The sequence below is a fragment of the Mycobacteriales bacterium genome (genome assembly GCA_035504215.1).
Taxonomy (GTDB): domain Bacteria; phylum Actinomycetota; class Actinomycetes; order JAFAQI01; family JAFAQI01; genus DATAUK01.
Genome location: DATJSI010000002.1, coordinates 28,600 through 45,594 on the forward strand (window position 1 = coordinate 28,600; position 16,995 = coordinate 45,594).

14 protein-coding genes are annotated in these 16,995 nt (G+C 71.1%); 3 read left to right on the top strand and 11 right to left on the bottom strand.

Features of this window, described 5'->3' with window-relative positions:
- On the bottom strand, positions 1 to 1,965 hold the full coding sequence (locus tag VME70_00245; GenBank protein ID HTW18623.1) for an ATP-dependent DNA helicase UvrD2: 1,965 nt from the start codon (positions 1,963 to 1,965) through the stop codon (positions 1 to 3).
- 109 nt (positions 1,966 to 2,074) lie between these two features.
- Here VME70_00245 and VME70_00250 point away from each other — a divergent pair, with 109 nt between their 5' ends.
- Entirely contained in the window at positions 2,075 to 2,317 is a 243-nt protein-coding gene (locus VME70_00250) for a mycoredoxin (protein HTW18624.1), read from the top strand.
- On the opposite strand, the gene VME70_00255 is transcribed toward VME70_00250, so the two are convergent.
- Complete coding sequence (locus VME70_00255; GenBank protein ID HTW18625.1) at positions 2,297 to 3,100, bottom strand: alpha/beta fold hydrolase; 804 nt, start codon at positions 3,098 to 3,100, stop codon at positions 2,297 to 2,299. The two genes, VME70_00250 and VME70_00255, sit on opposite strands and share 21 nt — an antisense overlap.
- A 38-nt stretch (positions 3,101 to 3,138) precedes the next feature.
- On the opposite strand from VME70_00255, the gene VME70_00260 reads away from it, so the two are divergent.
- Complete coding sequence (locus tag VME70_00260; GenBank protein HTW18626.1) at positions 3,139 to 3,936, top strand: TIGR03084 family metal-binding protein; 798 nt, start codon at positions 3,139 to 3,141, stop codon at positions 3,934 to 3,936.
- Positions 3,937 to 3,965: 29 nt separating this feature from the next.
- Here the strand turns inward: VME70_00260 and VME70_00265 are convergent, their stop codons facing one another.
- The 6 genes from VME70_00265 to VME70_00290 all read right to left on the bottom strand — a co-directional run bounded on the left by VME70_00265 (position 3,966) and on the right by VME70_00290 (position 13,577).
- Positions 3,966 to 5,390: an MDR family MFS transporter gene (locus VME70_00265; GenBank protein ID HTW18627.1), complete on the bottom strand. Its 1,425-nt coding sequence runs from the start codon at positions 5,388 to 5,390 to the stop codon at positions 3,966 to 3,968.
- A gap of 109 nt (positions 5,391 to 5,499) precedes the next feature.
- The gene (gene nudC / locus VME70_00270) at positions 5,500 to 6,357 is read right to left on the bottom strand and encodes an NAD(+) diphosphatase (protein ID HTW18628.1); all 858 of its coding nucleotides are present in this window, start codon (positions 6,355 to 6,357) and stop codon (positions 5,500 to 5,502) included.
- 58 nt (positions 6,358 to 6,415) lie between these two features.
- Positions 6,416 to 9,694 (bottom strand): ATP-dependent DNA helicase, encoded by a 3,279-nt coding sequence (locus tag VME70_00275; GenBank protein HTW18629.1) that lies wholly within the window; start codon positions 9,692 to 9,694, stop codon positions 6,416 to 6,418.
- Complete coding sequence (locus VME70_00280) at positions 9,691 to 12,822, bottom strand: ATP-dependent DNA helicase (protein HTW18630.1); 3,132 nt, start codon at positions 12,820 to 12,822, stop codon at positions 9,691 to 9,693. Before VME70_00280 ends, VME70_00275 begins: the two co-directional genes overlap by 4 nt.
- Positions 12,823 to 12,910: 88 nt before the next feature.
- Positions 12,911 to 13,273: a cupin domain-containing protein gene (locus VME70_00285; protein HTW18631.1), complete on the bottom strand. Its 363-nt coding sequence runs from the start codon at positions 13,271 to 13,273 to the stop codon at positions 12,911 to 12,913.
- Positions 13,266 to 13,577 carry an MGMT family protein gene (locus VME70_00290; protein HTW18632.1) on the bottom strand — a complete coding sequence of 104 codons (312 nt, stop codon included), beginning with the start codon at positions 13,575 to 13,577 and terminating at the stop codon, positions 13,266 to 13,268. The genes VME70_00285 and VME70_00290 overlap by 8 nt, the downstream gene beginning before the upstream one ends.
- Before the next feature lie 22 nt (positions 13,578 to 13,599).
- Between VME70_00290 and VME70_00295 the strand changes: the two genes are divergently transcribed.
- Positions 13,600 to 14,487 carry an NAD-dependent epimerase/dehydratase family protein gene (locus tag VME70_00295; protein HTW18633.1) on the top strand — a complete coding sequence of 296 codons (888 nt, stop codon included), beginning with the start codon at positions 13,600 to 13,602 and terminating at the stop codon, positions 14,485 to 14,487.
- Between the two features lie 22 nt (positions 14,488 to 14,509).
- Here the strand turns inward: VME70_00295 and VME70_00300 are convergent, their stop codons facing one another.
- The 3 genes from VME70_00300 to VME70_00310 form a co-directional block, all read right to left on the bottom strand.
- Positions 14,510 to 14,641 carry a hypothetical protein gene (locus VME70_00300; GenBank protein ID HTW18634.1) on the bottom strand — a complete coding sequence of 44 codons (132 nt, stop codon included), beginning with the start codon at positions 14,639 to 14,641 and terminating at the stop codon, positions 14,510 to 14,512.
- 305 nt (positions 14,642 to 14,946) lie between these two features.
- Positions 14,947 to 16,137 carry an adenylyltransferase/sulfurtransferase MoeZ gene (moeZ, locus tag VME70_00305; protein ID HTW18635.1) on the bottom strand — a complete coding sequence of 397 codons (1,191 nt, stop codon included), beginning with the start codon at positions 16,135 to 16,137 and terminating at the stop codon, positions 14,947 to 14,949.
- Between the two features lie 107 nt (positions 16,138 to 16,244).
- Positions 16,245 to 16,886 (bottom strand): hypothetical protein, encoded by a 642-nt coding sequence (locus VME70_00310; GenBank protein HTW18636.1) that lies wholly within the window; start codon positions 16,884 to 16,886, stop codon positions 16,245 to 16,247.
- Positions 16,887 to 16,995: the final 109 nt, after the last annotated feature.

The window sequence follows — 16,995 nt, forward strand, 5'->3', positions numbered from 1 at the left end:
TTACCGGCCGGCGCCGTTGAGCAGCCCGAGCACCTCGTCGGCGTACTGGTCGAGCTTCTTCGGGCCCACACCCGGTACGGCGGCCAGCTCGCCGCGGTCGGCCGGTGCCCGCGCGGCGATCTCTTCGATCGTCTTGTTGTCGAACACGACATAGGCCGGAACGCCGTCGTCTCTCGAGCGGACCAGCCGCCACTCCCGCAGGCGTTGGACCACTGGGTCATCGGAGAGCTGGCGCTTCGCCTTCGGCGCTCGGTCACGATCCGGCAGCAGCACGACCGGGCGGATCCCGTCGAGGAACCGGGACGGCTTGCGGGACCGGCGGCCGCCCTCCGCCCGGGCCAGCGCCCAGGACAGCCCGAGATGCCGGCGCGCCCGGGTGATGCCGACGTAGAGCAGCCGGCGCTCCTCCTCGACCTGGTCGGGAGTCGTCGCGTGGGTGATCGGCACCGTCCCGTCGACGAGACCGACCAGGAAGACCGCGTCCCACTCCAGACCCTTGGCGGCGTGCAGCGACGCGAGCGTGACGCCTTCCACCGCGGGGGCGTGCTGGGCATCGGCCCGCGCGGCCAGCTCGGCGACGAACTCGGCCAGCCCGGCGCCCGGTGCCGCGGCGGAGAGCTCCTCGGCCAGCCCGACGATCGCCCGCAGCGACTCCCACCGGTCACGAGCCGCCCCGGCGGCGGCAGGTGGGTCGTCGCTGAGCCCGGCCGAGGACAGGACATCCGTGACGGTCGCCACGAGCGTCGGCAGCTCGTGATCGGCCTCCGAACGTGAGGCCCCGCGGAGCAACACGACCGCCTCCCGGACCTCCGGCCGGTCGAAGAAGCGCTGGCCGCCTCGCACGACGTACGGAATGCCTGCGTCGGTGAGCGCCGACTCATAGATCTCGGACTGCGCGTTGACCCGGAACAAGACCGCCATCTCGGCCAGCGGCACACCGCCGCGGCGCAGGCCGGCGATCCGCCGCGCAACGTCCGCCGCCTCCGCCGGCTCGCTGTCGTGGGAGTCGAAGCTCGGCTCGGGGCCGTCTCCGGCCTGCGCCTGCAGCCGCGCGCCGCGCATCACCCGGTTCGCCAGCGCCACGACCTGGTTGGTCGACCGGTAGTCCCGGACCAGCCGGACGACGGTTGCGCCCTCGAACCGCGCGCTGAACCCCGTGAGGTACGACGGCGACGCCCCGGTGAACGAGTAGATCGTCTGGTTCGGGTCGCCGACCACGCACACGTCGACCCGGTCACCGAGCCACGCATCGAGCAGCCGCTGCTGCAGCGGGCTCACGTCCTGGTACTCGTCCACCGTGAAGTGCCGGTAGCGGTCGCGCACCTCGGCGGCGATCGTCGGATGGGCCTCGATCGCACCTGCCGTCAGCAGCAGCAGATCCTCGAAGTCGAGCTGGCCGCGGTCGGTGTTGACCTGTTCGTACGCCGCGAAGACCTGCCCGACGACCTCCACGTCCAGCGGCGGCAGCCGGTTGGCCGCCCGCGCCGCGTCGGCGTAGTCGGCCGGCTCGACCAGCGCGGCCTTCGCCCACTCGACCTCCGAGGCGAGGTCGCGCTGCACCGGAACCGGCACCGACAGCCGGCAGCTCGCTGCCGCCGCCCGGATCGTCGCGAGCTTGCTCTCGACCAGGGTGGGCAACGGGCCGGCCGAGATCCGCGGCCAGAAGTACTGCAGCTGGCGCAGCGCCGCCGAGTGGAAGGTTCGGGCCTGCACGCCTTCGACTCCGAGGCCGCGCAGCCGGGCCCGCAGCTCGCCGGCGGCACGGGTCGTGAAGGTCACCGCCAGCACGTGCTGCGGCGCGACCAGCCCGCGCAGGCTCTGATAGGCGATCCGGTGCGTGATCGCCCTCGTCTTGCCGGTGCCCGCGCCGGCAAGAATGCACAACGGCCCGCGAGGCGCCTCGACCGCCGCGCGCTGCTCCGCGTCGAGGCCGTCGAGCACGAGGTCGATCGGGTCCGCCAGCACCCGGCCATCCTCGCAGCCGCCGCGGACAGTTCACCCTCCGGCCGGGAAGGGGTGTGCATACCCGCGCGTTGAAGGGAAGGAGACCTGGAGCGACCAAGGAGATCGATCGGTGAACGAGCGGCTCACGATGTACACCACGACGTGGTGCGGCTACTGCGTCCGGCTCAAGCGTGGTCTCGAGCGGGCCGGGGTCGACTTCGACGAGGTCAACATCGAGCACGACCCGGAAGCCGAGCAGTTCGTCCTTTCGGTCAACCACGGCAATGCGACCGTTCCCACGCTCCGCCTCCCGAACGGGAATGTCATGACCAACCCGTCGCTGCCGGACCTGCTAGCGGCCGTCACCGCCTGACAGGAAGTCGTTGATCAGCTCGATGGCCTGATCGGTGCGGTCGGTCCAGAACAGGTGGCCGGCGCCCGTCAGCCACTCCAGCCGCGCCCCGGGAATGGCCGCAGCGAGCAGCTCTGCATTCGCCGGCTGTACGAGCCGGTCGGCGGTGCCGTGCAGAACCAAGGTGCGGGCCGTGATCTGGGGCAGCCGCGGCAGCGTCCCGGCGTACTGCCGCATCGCGTCCAGCTGTCCCCAGTACGACGTGGCTCGCAACGCAAAGCGCAGCCGAGCCGTGAGGTCGGCGTCGATCTCGTCGCGCGAAGTCTCCTCGGCGTACAGGAAGGGCACGGAGGCCTCGGCCGCCTCACGGGCCGACTTCGACGTCCGGTCCATCAACATGGTCGCGGCTGCCGGGTCCATGGGCACCGCCTCGCTACCACCGGGATGCGTGCACCCGAGCACGAGGGAAGCGACCCGCTCCGGGTGGCGCAGCGTGAGCTCCTGTGCGACCAGCCCGCCGAGCGAGACCCCGAAGACATGCGCTCGGGGCACCCCTGCCGCGTCGAGGACGTTCGCGGCGTCGGCTGCCATCTCCTCGATCGACCAGGGCGTGGGCGGCACGCTGCTGCGACCGACGCCGCGGTTGTCGAAGCGGATCGTGCGCCGCTCCCGGGACAGCCCGGGGAGCACGCGGAACCACAGGTCCGCGGTGTAGCCGAGTCCCTGGATCAGCAGCAGCGGAGGATCGCCTTCGCCCTCGGCGGCCCACCAGAGCGTCACATCGTCGTTCGTCACCACCGCCACGCCGGTGATCGTGCCCTATCGCCTGCTACCGTCCGCCCGTGGCCGGTGATCTGCGCACCCTGCTGGCCGATTTGAAGGCGGAGTCCGACGACCTCGACCACGTCGTGGCCTCGGGCGGACCCGACGCGCCCGCGACCCCAACTCCCGCGGTCGGCTGGTCGGTCGGCGACACGATCGGGCACCTGTGGTTCTTCGACCGGCAGGGCCGGCGCGCGCTGGACAACCCGGAGGCCTTCGCTCGCGACCGCGACGCCGTACTGGCCGATCCCCAGCGGTTCATGGCCGATCACCTGCGCCAGATCCGCCGCCTCGGAGAGTCGCTGCTGTTCGCCTGGCGGGAGGAGCGCCGGCTGCTGATCGACACGCTCGAAGCGGCCGACCCGTCGACGCGAGCCCCCTGGTACGGCCCGTCCATGTCACCGATGTCGTTCGCCACCGCGCGACTGATGGAAACCTGGGCGCACGGCCAGGACGTCGCCGACGCGCTCGGCGTGCACCGTCCACCCACCGACCGGATCCGCCACGTCGCGTATCTCGGCGTCCTCACCCGCGGCTTCTCCTACGAGATCCACGGCCGGACCGCCCCCGACACCCCGGTGCATGTCGCGCTGACGCTTCCGAGCGGGCAGCCCTGGACCAGCGGCGACCCGAGCGCCACGGACCGGATCGAGGGCCCGGCGCTGGACTTCTGCCTGCTCGTCACCCAGCGCCGGCTGGCCGACGACCTCGCGCTCCGGATGACAGGGGAGGCGGCCGTGGAGTGGATGTCGCTCGCCCAGGTGTTCGCCGGGCCGCCGTCCTTCACCGACCGCAGCCGTAAGGGCCTGGGTCGCTGACCGGCCGGCAGAGCCGCTCACCGGTCGGATCAGCCGGGTACGGCGACCAGCTCGTCGTCCGTGCTCTCGGCGGCCGGGCGACGCCGCGGCTTCATCGTCGCCTCGGCGTCCTGGTCGTTGATCTGCCAGGCGAGCGGCACGGCAAGCAACGCGATCACTCCGGCGATACCGAATGCCCAGTGGAACGCGGCCAGGTTCGGCGCGGGATGCCCGCCTACCAGGTGCGTGACGCCGACGGTCGAGATGACCGTGGTGAGCAGGGCGACGCCGAGCGCACCGCCCAGCTGGCGAGAGGTGTTGAACAGCATCGACGCCCGGCCGGTCGCCGCCGGCGGGATGGTGGCGAAGGCGGCGGCCTGCGACGGCACGAAGATATGGGACGCCGCGACACCCACGCCGAACATCACCAGCCGGATCACCCAGAGGTTGGTCGAGAAGCCGACGAGCGTCAGGCACGAGATCACGACCGCGAGCGCGGTGAGGCCACCGGCCATGACCCGCCGCGGTCCGTAGTTCGCGTAGAGCCGGGTCGCCACCTGCGCGCCGGCCATGACGCCGAGCGCTTCGGGGAAGGTGCTGAGCCCGGAGCCGAGCGCGGACAGGCCGAGACCGTCCTGGAAGAACAGTGCGACGAGGTACAGGCTGCCGAGAAAACCCGCGGTCATGATGAACATGACCCCGGTCGACGTACGGAACAGATGGTTGCCCACCAACCGCAGATCGATCATCGGCTGGCTGACCCGCAGCTCGTAGCGGATGAGCGCGGCGAGCAGAACCACGCCGACCGCGCCGAGGCCGAGGATCAGCGGCGATCCCCAGCCATGGTCGGGACCCTCGGACAGCGCGTACATCAGCGAGGCGAGCCCCGCGCCGGCGAGGACGAAGCCGCCGACGTCGAACCGCCCCGCGTCGGGCTCGCTGTGCTCGTGCAGGAACAGCAGACCGAAGACGAACGCGATCAGCCCGATCGGCACGTTGACGTAGAAGACCCACCGCCATGACACGTCCGTGACCAGCAGGCCGCCGAGCACCGGGCCGAGGGCCGGCGCGAACGCGGTGGGCACGACGAGGATCCGTGACGCCCGCACCCGCTCGGCGGGTGGGAAGGTCCGGAACAGCATGGCCATCCCGACGGGGGTGAGCATGCCGCCGCCGACACCCTGGAGGATCCGGAACACGACCAGCTCGCCGAGGCTCTGGGACAGCCCGCAGAGCGCGGAGGCGATGGTGAAGATCGCGAGTGCGAGCAGGAAGATCCGCTTCATCCCGTAGCGGTCACCGAGCCAGCCCGAAGCGGGGATGAACACCGCGAGGCTGACCAGGAAGCCGACGACGACACTGTCGATGTTCGCCGGGTTGACCGAGAAGTCACGCGCCAGCGTCGGAAGGGCGACGTTGACGATCGTGATGTCCATGATCGCCATGAACATCGCCATGACGAAGACGATGCTCACGGAGACTTTGGGATTCAGGCGATGAGCAAGCACAACAGTTGCCAACCCTAGAGCGGTGGGGAGCATTCCTCCCAGCGGGTTTCGGGCAGGTGAACAGTGCTGGGCCGCGCTAGCCGCGCTCCAGCCACCCGGTGATCAACCAGTGCGCGATCGACGCCGAGCCCGGCATCCGGCCCTCGCCGCGCTCCAGCTCCTCCCGCGTGAACCAGCGCACGTCCTCGAGCTCGCCGTCGAGCGAGCGCACCTCGCCGCCGACCACCCGCGCCTCGAAGCCGAGCATCAGTGAGGCTGGAAACGGCCACGGCTGGCTCGCGCGGTAGACCACGTCGTCGACCGTCACGCCGGTCTCCTCGAAGACCTCCCGATGAACGGCCGCCTCGGCCGATTCCCCCGACTCGACGAAGCCCGCGATCGTCGAGTACCGGCCGGCCGGCCAGACCGGCTGCCGGCCGAGCAGTGCGCGGTCCGCGCCGTCGTGCAGCAGCACGATGACCGCCGGGTCGGTGCGCGGGAAGTGCTGGGACCCGTCGACATCGCAACGGCGCGACCAACCGGCCTGGATCACACGGGTCGGCGAGCCGCAGCGCGGACAGTGCGTGTGGGTGGCATGCCAGTTGGTGAGGGCGACCAGGGTCACGAGCAGGCCGGCGTCACGATCGCTCAGTGCCGATCCGGCTTCCCGCAGCCCCAGCGCTCTGGCGCCCAGCTTGCGTGGCAGCTCCCCCAAGGTCCCCCAGACCGCAACCCCGTCGTCGTCGACGCCGAGCAGCAACCGGTCGCCGGCCACCTCGCCCGGCTCGACCAGGACCAGCGAAGGCCCGGCGTCGTCGATCGAGACGTGGCCTTCGGCGTCGAGAACGAGCAGGCGGCCGTGCTCCCACGCCGTCGCCAGCCACGCGTCGTCGTCCCGCCTGATCGCCGCGCGGTCGATCGCCGTGCGCGACAACGTCGGTACGGCGGACACCACCCCGCCACCCTAGAGATCGCGGCAGCGCCGCGGCGCGCGGTCCTGGGCCTGTTCGGTGTCAGGCGGTGAGCAGAGCCGCCAGCTGGTCACGGTCGAGCAGCCGCTGCGGGCGCTTCACCTCGCCGGTACGGACGTAGAGGAACCCGGCCCGGACCAACTCCGGATCGACGCCGGCGAGATCGGCCCACGCCAGCCGGTAGATCGTGAGCTGCAGCGAAGCGGCCGCGAAGTCCCTCGGCACCGCGCCGGTCTTGTAGTCGATGACGTCGTACCCGCCGTCCTCGTCGCGGTAGACCGCATCGATCCGACCGCGCACCAGCCGCCCGCCGACGACCGTCTCGAACCGTGCCTCGACCGCCACCGGGCGCCGCTCGCCCCAGCCGTCGGCGAGGAACCGGTCCTGCAGCTCGGCCAGCTCGGCGTCGGACAGGTCGGCGTCCTCGGCGCCCGGGAGGTCGTCCGGCTCGAGCAAGGGGGCGGCGCCATAGAGCGCTTCGACCCAGCGGTGGAACCGCGAGCCGCGCTTGGCCTGCACGACCGGTCGGGCCGGCAGCGGCCGGGCGAGTGAGGCGGCGAAGGCGTCCGGATCCTGCGCCAGCGCCACCACCTGGCTGGTGGTCAGCCGAGCCGGCAACGCCACGTCGATCGTCGTACGACGGCGGCGGCGGATCTCCTCGACCAGCAGGTCAGCGTCGCGGCGCCAGCCCTCGGCGGTAACCAACGCCGTGCCGGCCAGGTCCGGCCGGTTCGTCACGACCGCTGAGGAGACCATGGCCGCGGCGGCGCGGCGGTGCTCGAGCCGGGCTGCGTCGGGCGCGACCGGCCACGGCACATCGTCGCGCGACGCTTCGACCAGCTCGTTGACGGCTTCCTCGTCGGGGTCCTCGCACCAGTCGTCGATGCGCACCGTCGGCGCGCCGAGCGAGCTCACCTCTTCGAGGAACACCGATGGCGTCATCCGCTCGCGCCGGGTCTCGCTCCAGACGTAGCCGGACAGCCACAGCTGGTGGCGGGCGCGCGTCATCGCGACATACGCCAGCCGGCGTTCCTCGGCGGCAGCGTCCGCGCCGCAGGCATCCTTGAAGGCGTCGAGGTCCGGCGTGGCGTAGCCGGTGAGGCTCGGCAAGTCGACCCAGTCCCCGCGGCAGCGAAACGGCAGGACATGGGCGGCAGTCGTCCACGCGCGCCGGCCGCGGTCCGACGGGAAGACGCGATGAACCAGGCCCGGGATCGCGACCGCGTCCCATTCGAGGCCCTTGGCGGCATGGACGGTCATGAGCTTGACGGTGTCGGCGTCCGAGCCGGACGCGACGTCGAGGCCATCCTCGTTCTCCGCCGCGGCGCGCAGGAAGGCAAGGAAGGCGCCAAGGTCGGACTCGCCTTCCAGCCCGCTGAAGTGAGCCGCGACGTCGAGAAAGGAATGCACGTTGGCCAGGCGGGCGAGTGCGAGCGCGGGGTCGGCCGCCTCGATCTCGACCTCCAGCCCGCTGCCACGCACGACCTCCGCGATCACGTCGACGATCGGCTGCCCGGCCAGCGTCCGCAGCCGGCGGATCTCCCCCACGAACCGGGCCAGCCGCTCGCGAGCCTCCTCGGACAGCGCGGCTGGTCCCGGCGACTCGGCGGCCTCGAGGAGCGACGGCACCTCGACCGGGTCCACCGAGGCGGTCGCGGCTTCGAGCGCCTCCTCGAGGTGTCCCGCAACCGCCTGCTCGTCGGCCACCTCGGAGCCGGCGCTCGGGTCGCTCGCCCTCGGCTCGCCGCCGGCCGGCTCGGCAGCGCTGGTCGCGGGCTCGGCGACCGGGCCGATCGGCCGCAGCCGGGCCAGGTAGCCGGCGCGCGCACCGAGCGCGGCGAGGTCGCGCACCCCGATCCGCCACCGCGGACCGGTGAGCAGCCGCACCGCGGCGGCGTTCGCGGTGACGTCCTGCAGCAGGGCCAGTACGGAGACGATGTCGCTGACCTCGGGCATGGCGAGCAGGCCGCCGAGCCCGACCACCTCGACCGGGATGTCGCGCTCGACCATCGCGCGATGCAGTCGGGCAAAGTCCATCCGCCGCCGCGCGAGGACGGCGATCTCGCCGTACCGCGTGCCGGCGGCGTGCGCCGCAACGATCCGGGCCGCCAAGCCGTTCGCCTCATCGAGTGCAGTCAGCGGCCGGCTCACGACCACCTCCCCCGCGTCCGCAGCGCCACGACGCGGCCGCAGGCGCAGCCCGTCGGCGACGGCACCGCGCTCGGCGAGCGCCTGCGCGAGTGGCTCGGCGATCCGGTTGGCCGCGTCGAGAATCCGGCCGTCGCAGCGGAAGCTGGTAGCCAGGGTGAGGCGCTCGCGGGGCTGATCGCCGGCGCGGGTCGGGAAGTGCTCGTCGAAGCGGGTGATGTTGCTCAGCGACGCCCCGCGCCATCCGTAGATGGACTGGTTCGCGTCACCCACCGCCGTCACAGGATGGCCGTCGCCGAACAGCGCGCTCAGCAGGATCCGTTGTGCGACGCCGGTGTCCTGGTACTCGTCGAGCACGACGACGGAGAACCGCTGCCGCTCGAGGGCGATCACCTCGGGCGCCGCCTCGACGATCCGGCAGGCGAGCGCGACCTGGTCGCCGAAGTCGATCAGGTCGAGCCGGCTCTTCTCCTCGTCGTAGGCCGCCACGAGACCGAGCAGCTCATCACGGGCCAGGGTGTGCTCCACGATGTCCCGCGCACCCTTGACCGTCTTCGGAATCGCGGCGATCTCTTTGCGCACCCGCTCATCGTGGTTGCGGATCTCGTCCGCGGACGCCAGATGATCGGCCATGTCGGCGGCGAGTGCGACGACGAGGTTCGCGACGTAGGCGGTGGTCCAGTTCAGGTGCGAGAACGGGCCAGGCGCCCTGGTCGCGACCCGCATCGCGAGCTGCCACTGCACGGCCTCGGACATGAGCGTCGCCCCCGGCTCCCGCCCGATGCGCAACGCATGGTCGCGGACCAGTGTGGCGGCGTACGAGTGGTAGGTCGCAACGGTCGGCTCGTCGTCGTAGGAGTCGATGTCGTGGGTGAGCGGCAGGTCGAGACGCCGCGGGAGCCGGGCCAGGCATCGTCGCACCCGCTCGGCCAGCTCGCCCGCCGCCTTGTTGGTGAAGGTGAGCCCCAGGATCTGCGCGGGCGGCACCTTGTGGAAGGCAACCGCGTGCACCACCCGCGCGGCCATCACCATCGTCTTGCCGGAGCCGGCGCCGGCAGTGACGAGCTGCGGCGTCAGCGGCGCGGTGATGCAGGCCAGCTGCTCGGCGGTGAAGTCCACCGCGAGCAGCTCGCGCAGGTAATCGCCGGACGCGTCCGGCTGCCAGCCGGTCACGTCACGACCTGCCCGCCCTCGTCCTGCGCCGGGCAGGAGGTCTTGAACCGGCAGCGCCGGCACGCCTCACTCGGCCGGGCCGGGAACGTCTCGGTGCGAATGCCCTCGGCGATCCCGCCGATCATCTCCTCGACCCACACATCGCCGGGCTCCAGCGCATCCTGATGCTGGACGCGCGCGTCGCCCCGCAACGCGTCCCGCAGCTGCAACAGCTCGGCACCGCCAGGAGTGCTGGACCAGTCCGCGAAAGCACCGCCGCGCACCGCGAGCTGGTAGACCCCGAGCTGCGGATCGGTGGCAACCTCGCCCTTGGGCGGAGCGTGCTTGCCGGTCTTCAGGTCGACGACCACCATGCGGCCCTCGTCGTCGAGCTCGATCCGGTCCGCGCGCCCGTGAATGACGATGTCGTCCCCGATGGGTACGTCGAATCCCTGCTCGGCGGCGACGCAACGCCGCGGGTCCTGCTCATGCCAGGCGAGGAACCGCGTCAATGCCGCTTCGGCTTCGATCCGGTCGCGCGCGGCCTGCCAGCGAGCGTCGTACGGAAGCTGCGACCAGACCTCGTCCAGCCGGGCAAGCAAGGCGTCGAGCTCGGGCGGCAGCTCACCGACCACGACCGCCTCCGCGAGGGCGTGGACGATCGACCCGAATCCCTGCGCCGTGGAGGTCGACTCCTTCGCCTTCACCTCGCGATCGAGGAACCACTCGCGCGGGCAGCGGGTGAACGCCGACGCCGCCGAGCCGGACAGGTCGATGGGGCGGTCAGCCGGTCGGACCGGGACCGCACCGGAGGTGAGGTCGGCCAGCCCCCACCAGCTCGACGGGGCGGCCGCCGGGACCAGCGGGACGCCGTCGTCGTCGACCGCTGCGGCGAGCTCGGCCAGGCATCTCGCCGCCTCGCGGCGAAGCGCATCGTCGCTCCCGGGATCCTCCAGGCAACGCCGCAGCCGGGCCACGAGCGAGCCGGACGACAGCACATTGGTCTGCGCCGGAAGCACCGGCGGCGCCTCGAGGCCGGTCTCGTCAAGGAAGCGTGACGGCCGCTCGCTGAGATCGTCGGTGCCCGACGTCGCGGTCAACACCAGCCGCTGGCGGGCCCGCGTGACGGCGACATAGAACAGCCGACGCTCATCGACCAGCAGCGCCGTCGATGACGCGGGATCGCGCGGACCGGACCGGTCCAGCGCATCTGCGTCGAGCAACGAGCCGCGCCGGCGCAGGTCGGGCCAGACTCCTTCCTGCAGGTCCGCAACGACGACGAAGTCCCACTCGAGGCCCTTGGCGCGGTGCGCCGTGAGCAGCCGGACCGAGCCGGGAGCACCGGCCTTCTCCTCGTACGGCGCCGCGGGGATGTCCTGCGCCACGACCTCCTCGAGCAGCGCACCGACCGTGGCTCGCGGCTGGCGGTCCTCGAGCCGGGCGGCGGTGTCGAACAGCGCGAGCACGGCGTCGAGGTCGCGATCCGCGGCGCGCCCGGTCGCGTCCGGCGCCAGCGCCGCAGCTGACAGCCGGCGGGCCCAGTCGGAGCCGTCCCAGAGCTCCCACAGCACCTCGGCAGGTGTCCCGCCGGCCGACGCGACCCGCTCGGCCTCAGCGAGCAGCGAGGTCAGCCGGCGGACCGGCGCGGCGACCCAGTCCTCGACCGCGTCGAGGTCCTTCGGGTCGTCGACCAGGTCACAGATGAGGACCGCGGACGGCCGGACCGCTTCACCACCGGCGCGGGCGAGGACGCGCAACCGGCGACCGAGGGCCCGCAGCTGCGCGGGCGTCGCTCCGCCGAGCGGCGACATCAGCAAGGTGCGCACCGCGTCGGGATCGAGCCGTCGGCGTCGCAGCTGAGCCGGCCGGCTGCGATCCGCCACGATCTCGAGCGCGCGCAGCAGAGGCGCGACCGCAGGGTCACGCGACAGCAGCAGCTCGTCCGCAGCGACCGACACGGGAACGCCCGAAGCGACCAGCGCGCGGCGCACCACCGGAATGCTGCGGGCACCGGACCGGACGAGCACGGCCATCTGCGACCACGGAACCTCGTCGATCAGGTGCGCCCGACGAAGCAGGTCGGCGATGCCGCTGACCTGTGCTCCGACGGAGGAATACAACCGGATCTCCGGCGGGATCAGGCTGACCGGCCCGGCCGGCTGCAGCCCACGATGCGCGGCGCGCTGGCTGCCCAGCCGACCGAGCGGGATCCGCTCGGCCACCGTTCGCGAGAGTCGGACAAGGTCCGGGCCCGAGCGCCGGCACACGCCGAGCGTCATGACCTGCGCTGGCGTCTCGTCCGCGTTACGGAACCGGTCGGGGAAGTCGATGATCCCGCTGACGTCGGCACCGCGGAAGCCGTAGATGGACTGGTCGGGATCGCCGACGACGACGAGCAGCCGCCCATCCCCTACGATCCGCCCGAGCAGCTGCTCCTGCGACGGGTCGGTGTCCTGGTACTCATCGACGTAGACGGCACTGAACCGCGTGCACACCTCGCGTGCACCTGTGTCGAGCAGGTCGATGGCGCGCGAGATCAGGCCGGCGTAGTCGACCTCTTCGCGAATCGCGAGCACGTCGAGGTATTCGTCCATGAACGTGCCGGCAGCGACCCACTCGGGTCGGTCGTGCTCCGCTCCGAGCCGGCGCACAGCCGGCCCGTCGAGACCACGTTCGCGGGCACGGTCGAGCAGGTCGGAGACCTCACGGGCGAACCCCCGCAGCCGCAGGGCGGGTGCGAAGCGGGCCGGCCAGCGGGTGGTGCCTTCGCCCTCGGCATTGCCGGCCAGCAGCTGATGCACGCGCAGGTCGCGCTCGGCGCCGGACAGCAGTCGCGGCAGCCGACCCGAGTCCGTGCCGCCGTAGTCGCGCAGCAGCGCGTAGCAGAAGCTGTGAAAGGTCGATGCCGCCGGCTCGGCCGTGGTCGCGCCGATCCGCGTGGCGATCCGTCCGCGCAGCTCGTCCGCGGCCTTGCGGCTGAAGGTCAGGACGAGCACCTGATCCTGCGACGCACCCTCCTCGACCCGGCGTACGACGGACTCCACCAGGGTGGTCGTCTTGCCGGTGCCCGGGCCGGCCAGGACGAGCAGGGGTCCCCGGTCGTGCTCGACAACCGCACGCTGTGACGGATCGAGCGCAGGGGGCTGCACGGGTGCGACCGGAGGTCGCACCAGGCGGTAGGTGACAGCGCTCGGCACGGCGTCGATCACAGCATGCCGGTGTGACGGCCGCGGCTGATCAGTCGTCGCGGTGCACGATGTCCGGAGCGAAGGCGGGCAGGCAGACCGCGATGTAGTCGGCGCCCTCGGGGCCGGGGGTCGAGTAGCGGACCCATTCGCCGGCCTTGGTGTGCGCGGCCTGGCCGGCCGCGACGTCCAACTGGCCGCCCTCGTACTCGATGACGATCGCGCCGCGCAGGACGACGGTGAACTCGTCGAACTCGGGTCGCTGCCCCGGCTCGGCCCAGCCGCCGGGGCTGGTCATGTGGGCCACACTGATCCGGTCCTCGCCGGTCGCGACCCGGCCGATGTGCTCGCGGATCGTCTTCGGCGGGTGCCCCGCCGCCTCGATGATCATCGGCTGTGCGATCAGCTCAGGCACGTGCCTTGCTCCTCACTGCTCGCCCGTCCCAGCGGGCGAGCGCCATGTCGACGCGGCCGTCGCGCATCGGCACGTTCTCCTCGCGCAACAGCTCCATCTGGTGCTCCGACTTGTGCGTTGCACACGATCCGTCGTTGCGCAAAACGCGATGCCACGGCACTTCCCCGCCGTACCTCGCCATGACTGTCCCGACCGCCCGCCCGGAGCCCTTGCCGACCAGCTCCGCGACGTCGCTGTAGGACAGCACGCGACCTTCCGGGATCTTGTCTACGGCGTCGAGGACCGCGAGCGTGAACGGCGTCACGCTAGGAGGCTAACGTCGGCTCGTGCGAATCCTCATCGTCGGTGGCACCCGCCTGGTCGGCCGGCAGATCGCGGCGGCCGCCATCGCCAACGGGCACGACGTCACCCTCTACAACCGCGGCGTCAGCGATCCGACCGCGTTCCCGGAAGCCGGCCACCTCACCGGCGACCGAAACGGGGATCTCGCGGAGCTACGCGAACCGTCGACCGGCTCGTGGGACGCAACGATCGACGTCAACGCCTATGTGCCGAGGCAGGTGCGCAGCCTGCTCGAGGCGCTCGGCGACCGCCGCGGGCATTACACGTTCATCTCGACGATCAGCGTGTACGGCGAGGACATCGACACCCTCGACTTCACCGAACGGCAGAAGGTGCTCGAGCCGGCGTGGGACGACGAGCTCACCATCGAGAAGTACGGCGAGTTGAAGGTCGCGTGCGAGCAGGTGGCCAGAGAGCTCGCCGGTGATCAGCTGCTCGTGATCCGGCCCGGCTACGTCATCGGGCCGCATGACCACACCGAGCGCTTCAATCACTGGGTGAAGGCGGTCGCGGCAGGCAAGCCGTTCGTCGCGCCGGACCCCGGCCAGCCGCTGCAGTGCATCGACGGCCGCGACCTCGGCGCGTTCACGGTCGACCGCGTCGCGCAGCGCGTGACCGATGTCTACAACGTGACGGCGCCGCAGGTGGTGCCGACGTTCGCCGAGGTGCTGAACACGATCGCCGCGGCACTCGACGTCAAGCTCCCCGACGTCACCTGGTCCGCCGAGGCGAACGACGACCTTCCACTGTCAGCGCCACGGGAATGGTGGCCCTCGATGCACGCCGACCTCTCGCACGCGACGAAGGCCGGCCTGCGTTGGCGACCGCTGGATAACACCGTGCGCGACATCGCAGTCGAACTCGGGCTGTGAGCCGACTCAGCCGACGCCAGACTCAACCCACGCCGAGGGTGCGGACGTCGACGATGCCGAACTCGGGCTCGATGTAGGCATTCGTCAGATCGCTGCTGAACAGGTCTACAGCCTTGTCGTAGTCGAACGGAGCGTCGCAGGCGTCTTTGTTCACCAGCTTGTCGACGGATTGCCATAGCCGTACTCGACTGCGGGCTTCGGATGCCGGAGCGCCTTCTTGATCAGCGTCGTGATCCGCGGGTCCGCGCATGCACCGTAGTTGCTGTTGCCCGCGGCGAGGATCTTGCGCGGGTCGATGATGGCGTCGAAGAACCCGTAGGGCGCCGGCCAGTCGGGACCCCACCCGGCGAACGCGAGCCCGTAGTGGTGGGCCCTGATGCTCGCCGAAGTTTGCTGGATTCCTACCCGGTCAGGTAGTGATCCGTCGCGTTCTCACCCGACGACTGGTTGACGCCGGAACTAGTACAGGGGTTGGTCGTGCAAGACCTGCGTGCTCCAGGCGGTCACTCCGCCCTGCAAGTGCTTCGCGTCATGGAAGCCGGCGTTCTTCAGCAACGCCAGTGACTCCGCGGACCGGACGCCGGACTTGCAGTAGGCGATGACCGGCTTGTCCTGCGGTAGCTCCGAGAGCTTGCCGGCCAGATCACCCTTCGGGATCAGCACAGCGCCGGGGATGCGGATGATCTCCCATTCGGCCGGCTCACGGACGTCGACGAGGTACATCGACTCGCCCGCGTCCTGCATCGCCTTCAGCTCGGTCGCGGTAATGGTCGACCCGGCGGCGGCTTCGGCAGCCTCGTCCGACACCGTGCCGCAGAACGCCTCGTAGTCGATCAGCTCGGTGATCGTCGGGTTCTTGCCGCACAGCGGGCATTCCGGGTCCTTGCGGACCTTGACCGAGCGGTAGGTCATCTCGAGCGCGTCGTAGATCATCAGCCGGCCGACCAGCGGCTCACCGATGCCGGTCAGGACCTTGATCGCCTCGTTGACCTGGATCGACCCGATCGACGCGCACAGTACGCCGAGCACGCCGCCCTCGGCGCAGGACGGAACCATGCCCGGCGGCGGCGGCTCCGGGTAGAGGCAGCGGTAGCACGGGCCGTGCTCCGACCAGAACACCGAAGCCTGGCCGTCGAAGCGGTAGATCGAGCCCCACACGTACGGCTTGCCGAGCAGCACGCACGCGTCATTGACGAGGTAACGGGTCGCGAAGTTGTCGGTGCCGTCGACGATCAGGTCGTAGCCGGCGAAGATGTCCATGACGTTGCCCGAGTCGAGCCACTCCTCGTGCAGGATCACGTTGACCAGCGGGTTGATCTCACGCACCGACTCCATCGCGCTGACCGCCTTCGGCCGCCCGACATCGCTCTGGCCGTGGATGACCTGGCGCTGCAGGTTGGACTCGTCGACGACGTCGAAGTCGACGATGCCGAGCGTGCCGACACCGGCAGCCGCGAGATACATCAGGGCGGGCGAGCCGAGGCCGCCCGCGCCGACGCACAGGACGCGCGCGTTCTTCAGCCTCTTCTGCCCGTCCATCGCCACGTCCGGGATGATCAAGTGCCGCGAGTAGCGGCGGATCTCCTCCGGGGTTAGCTCGGGAGCGGGCTCCACCAGCGGGGGCAGTGGCACGGTCGTCACCTCAGGCATCGGTCATCCGCGGATCGCACACTTGCGAGATCAAGCGTTGCATGAGGGGAAACCGGCTGGCGAGCCGAGATGTTCCATCGGCGGCAGGGAACCGCCCGCGGCCCGTCTCAGGTGAGATAGGGCTCGAGCCGGCGGTTGACCGCGTCCAGAGCGGCTCGGATGACGGCCTGCCGGGCGTCCTCGCGGACGACCGCCGAACCGGTCAGCCGGTCGGTGCCGGTGCTGCTCACCATCGTGACGCTCACCAGCGCCGTACGGTCGTTGCCGCTGCGGGAGACCTCGACGTGCTCGAGCTCGAAACGCGCCGCGGATCCGATCAGCTGCTCGATCGCTCGCAGGGCAGCCGTCGCGACCGCCCGCTGTACGCCGCTCTGCGTCGCGGTGCCGGTGGCCTCCCCGCGGACCGTGCCCTCCTGATAGGACAGCGACACCGCGGCGGTGACGTCGAGGCCGGAGGACACCAGCTGCATCCGGGAGATGATCGGTCGGCGCCCGCCGTTGACCGGGACATCCGGTGACGTGGCGTCCTCGATCAGCTGGACCTGGTCGGCGTCGACTCCGAGGCCGAACCGCTCGCGCAGCATTCGGCCAACTTTTGAAGCAACCTGCACCTCGTCGACACCGGGCGACAGGCCGAGACGGAGCAGGCCGAGGCCGCCGCCCGCGTCGTCAGGCTCGACGTCGGCGTCCGCGACGCCCGGAACCGTCCGCAGCGCGGCCACGATCTCCGCGTAGTCGGTCACGGTCACGGTGCTCCCCAGTTCTGGAGTGGACGATGGTCCACCTCTACGTCGGTGATCGGAGTGCCGTAGGTCCTGCTTGAGTGCCCGCCTGCCGAAGTCCGGCACAGGGGATCGA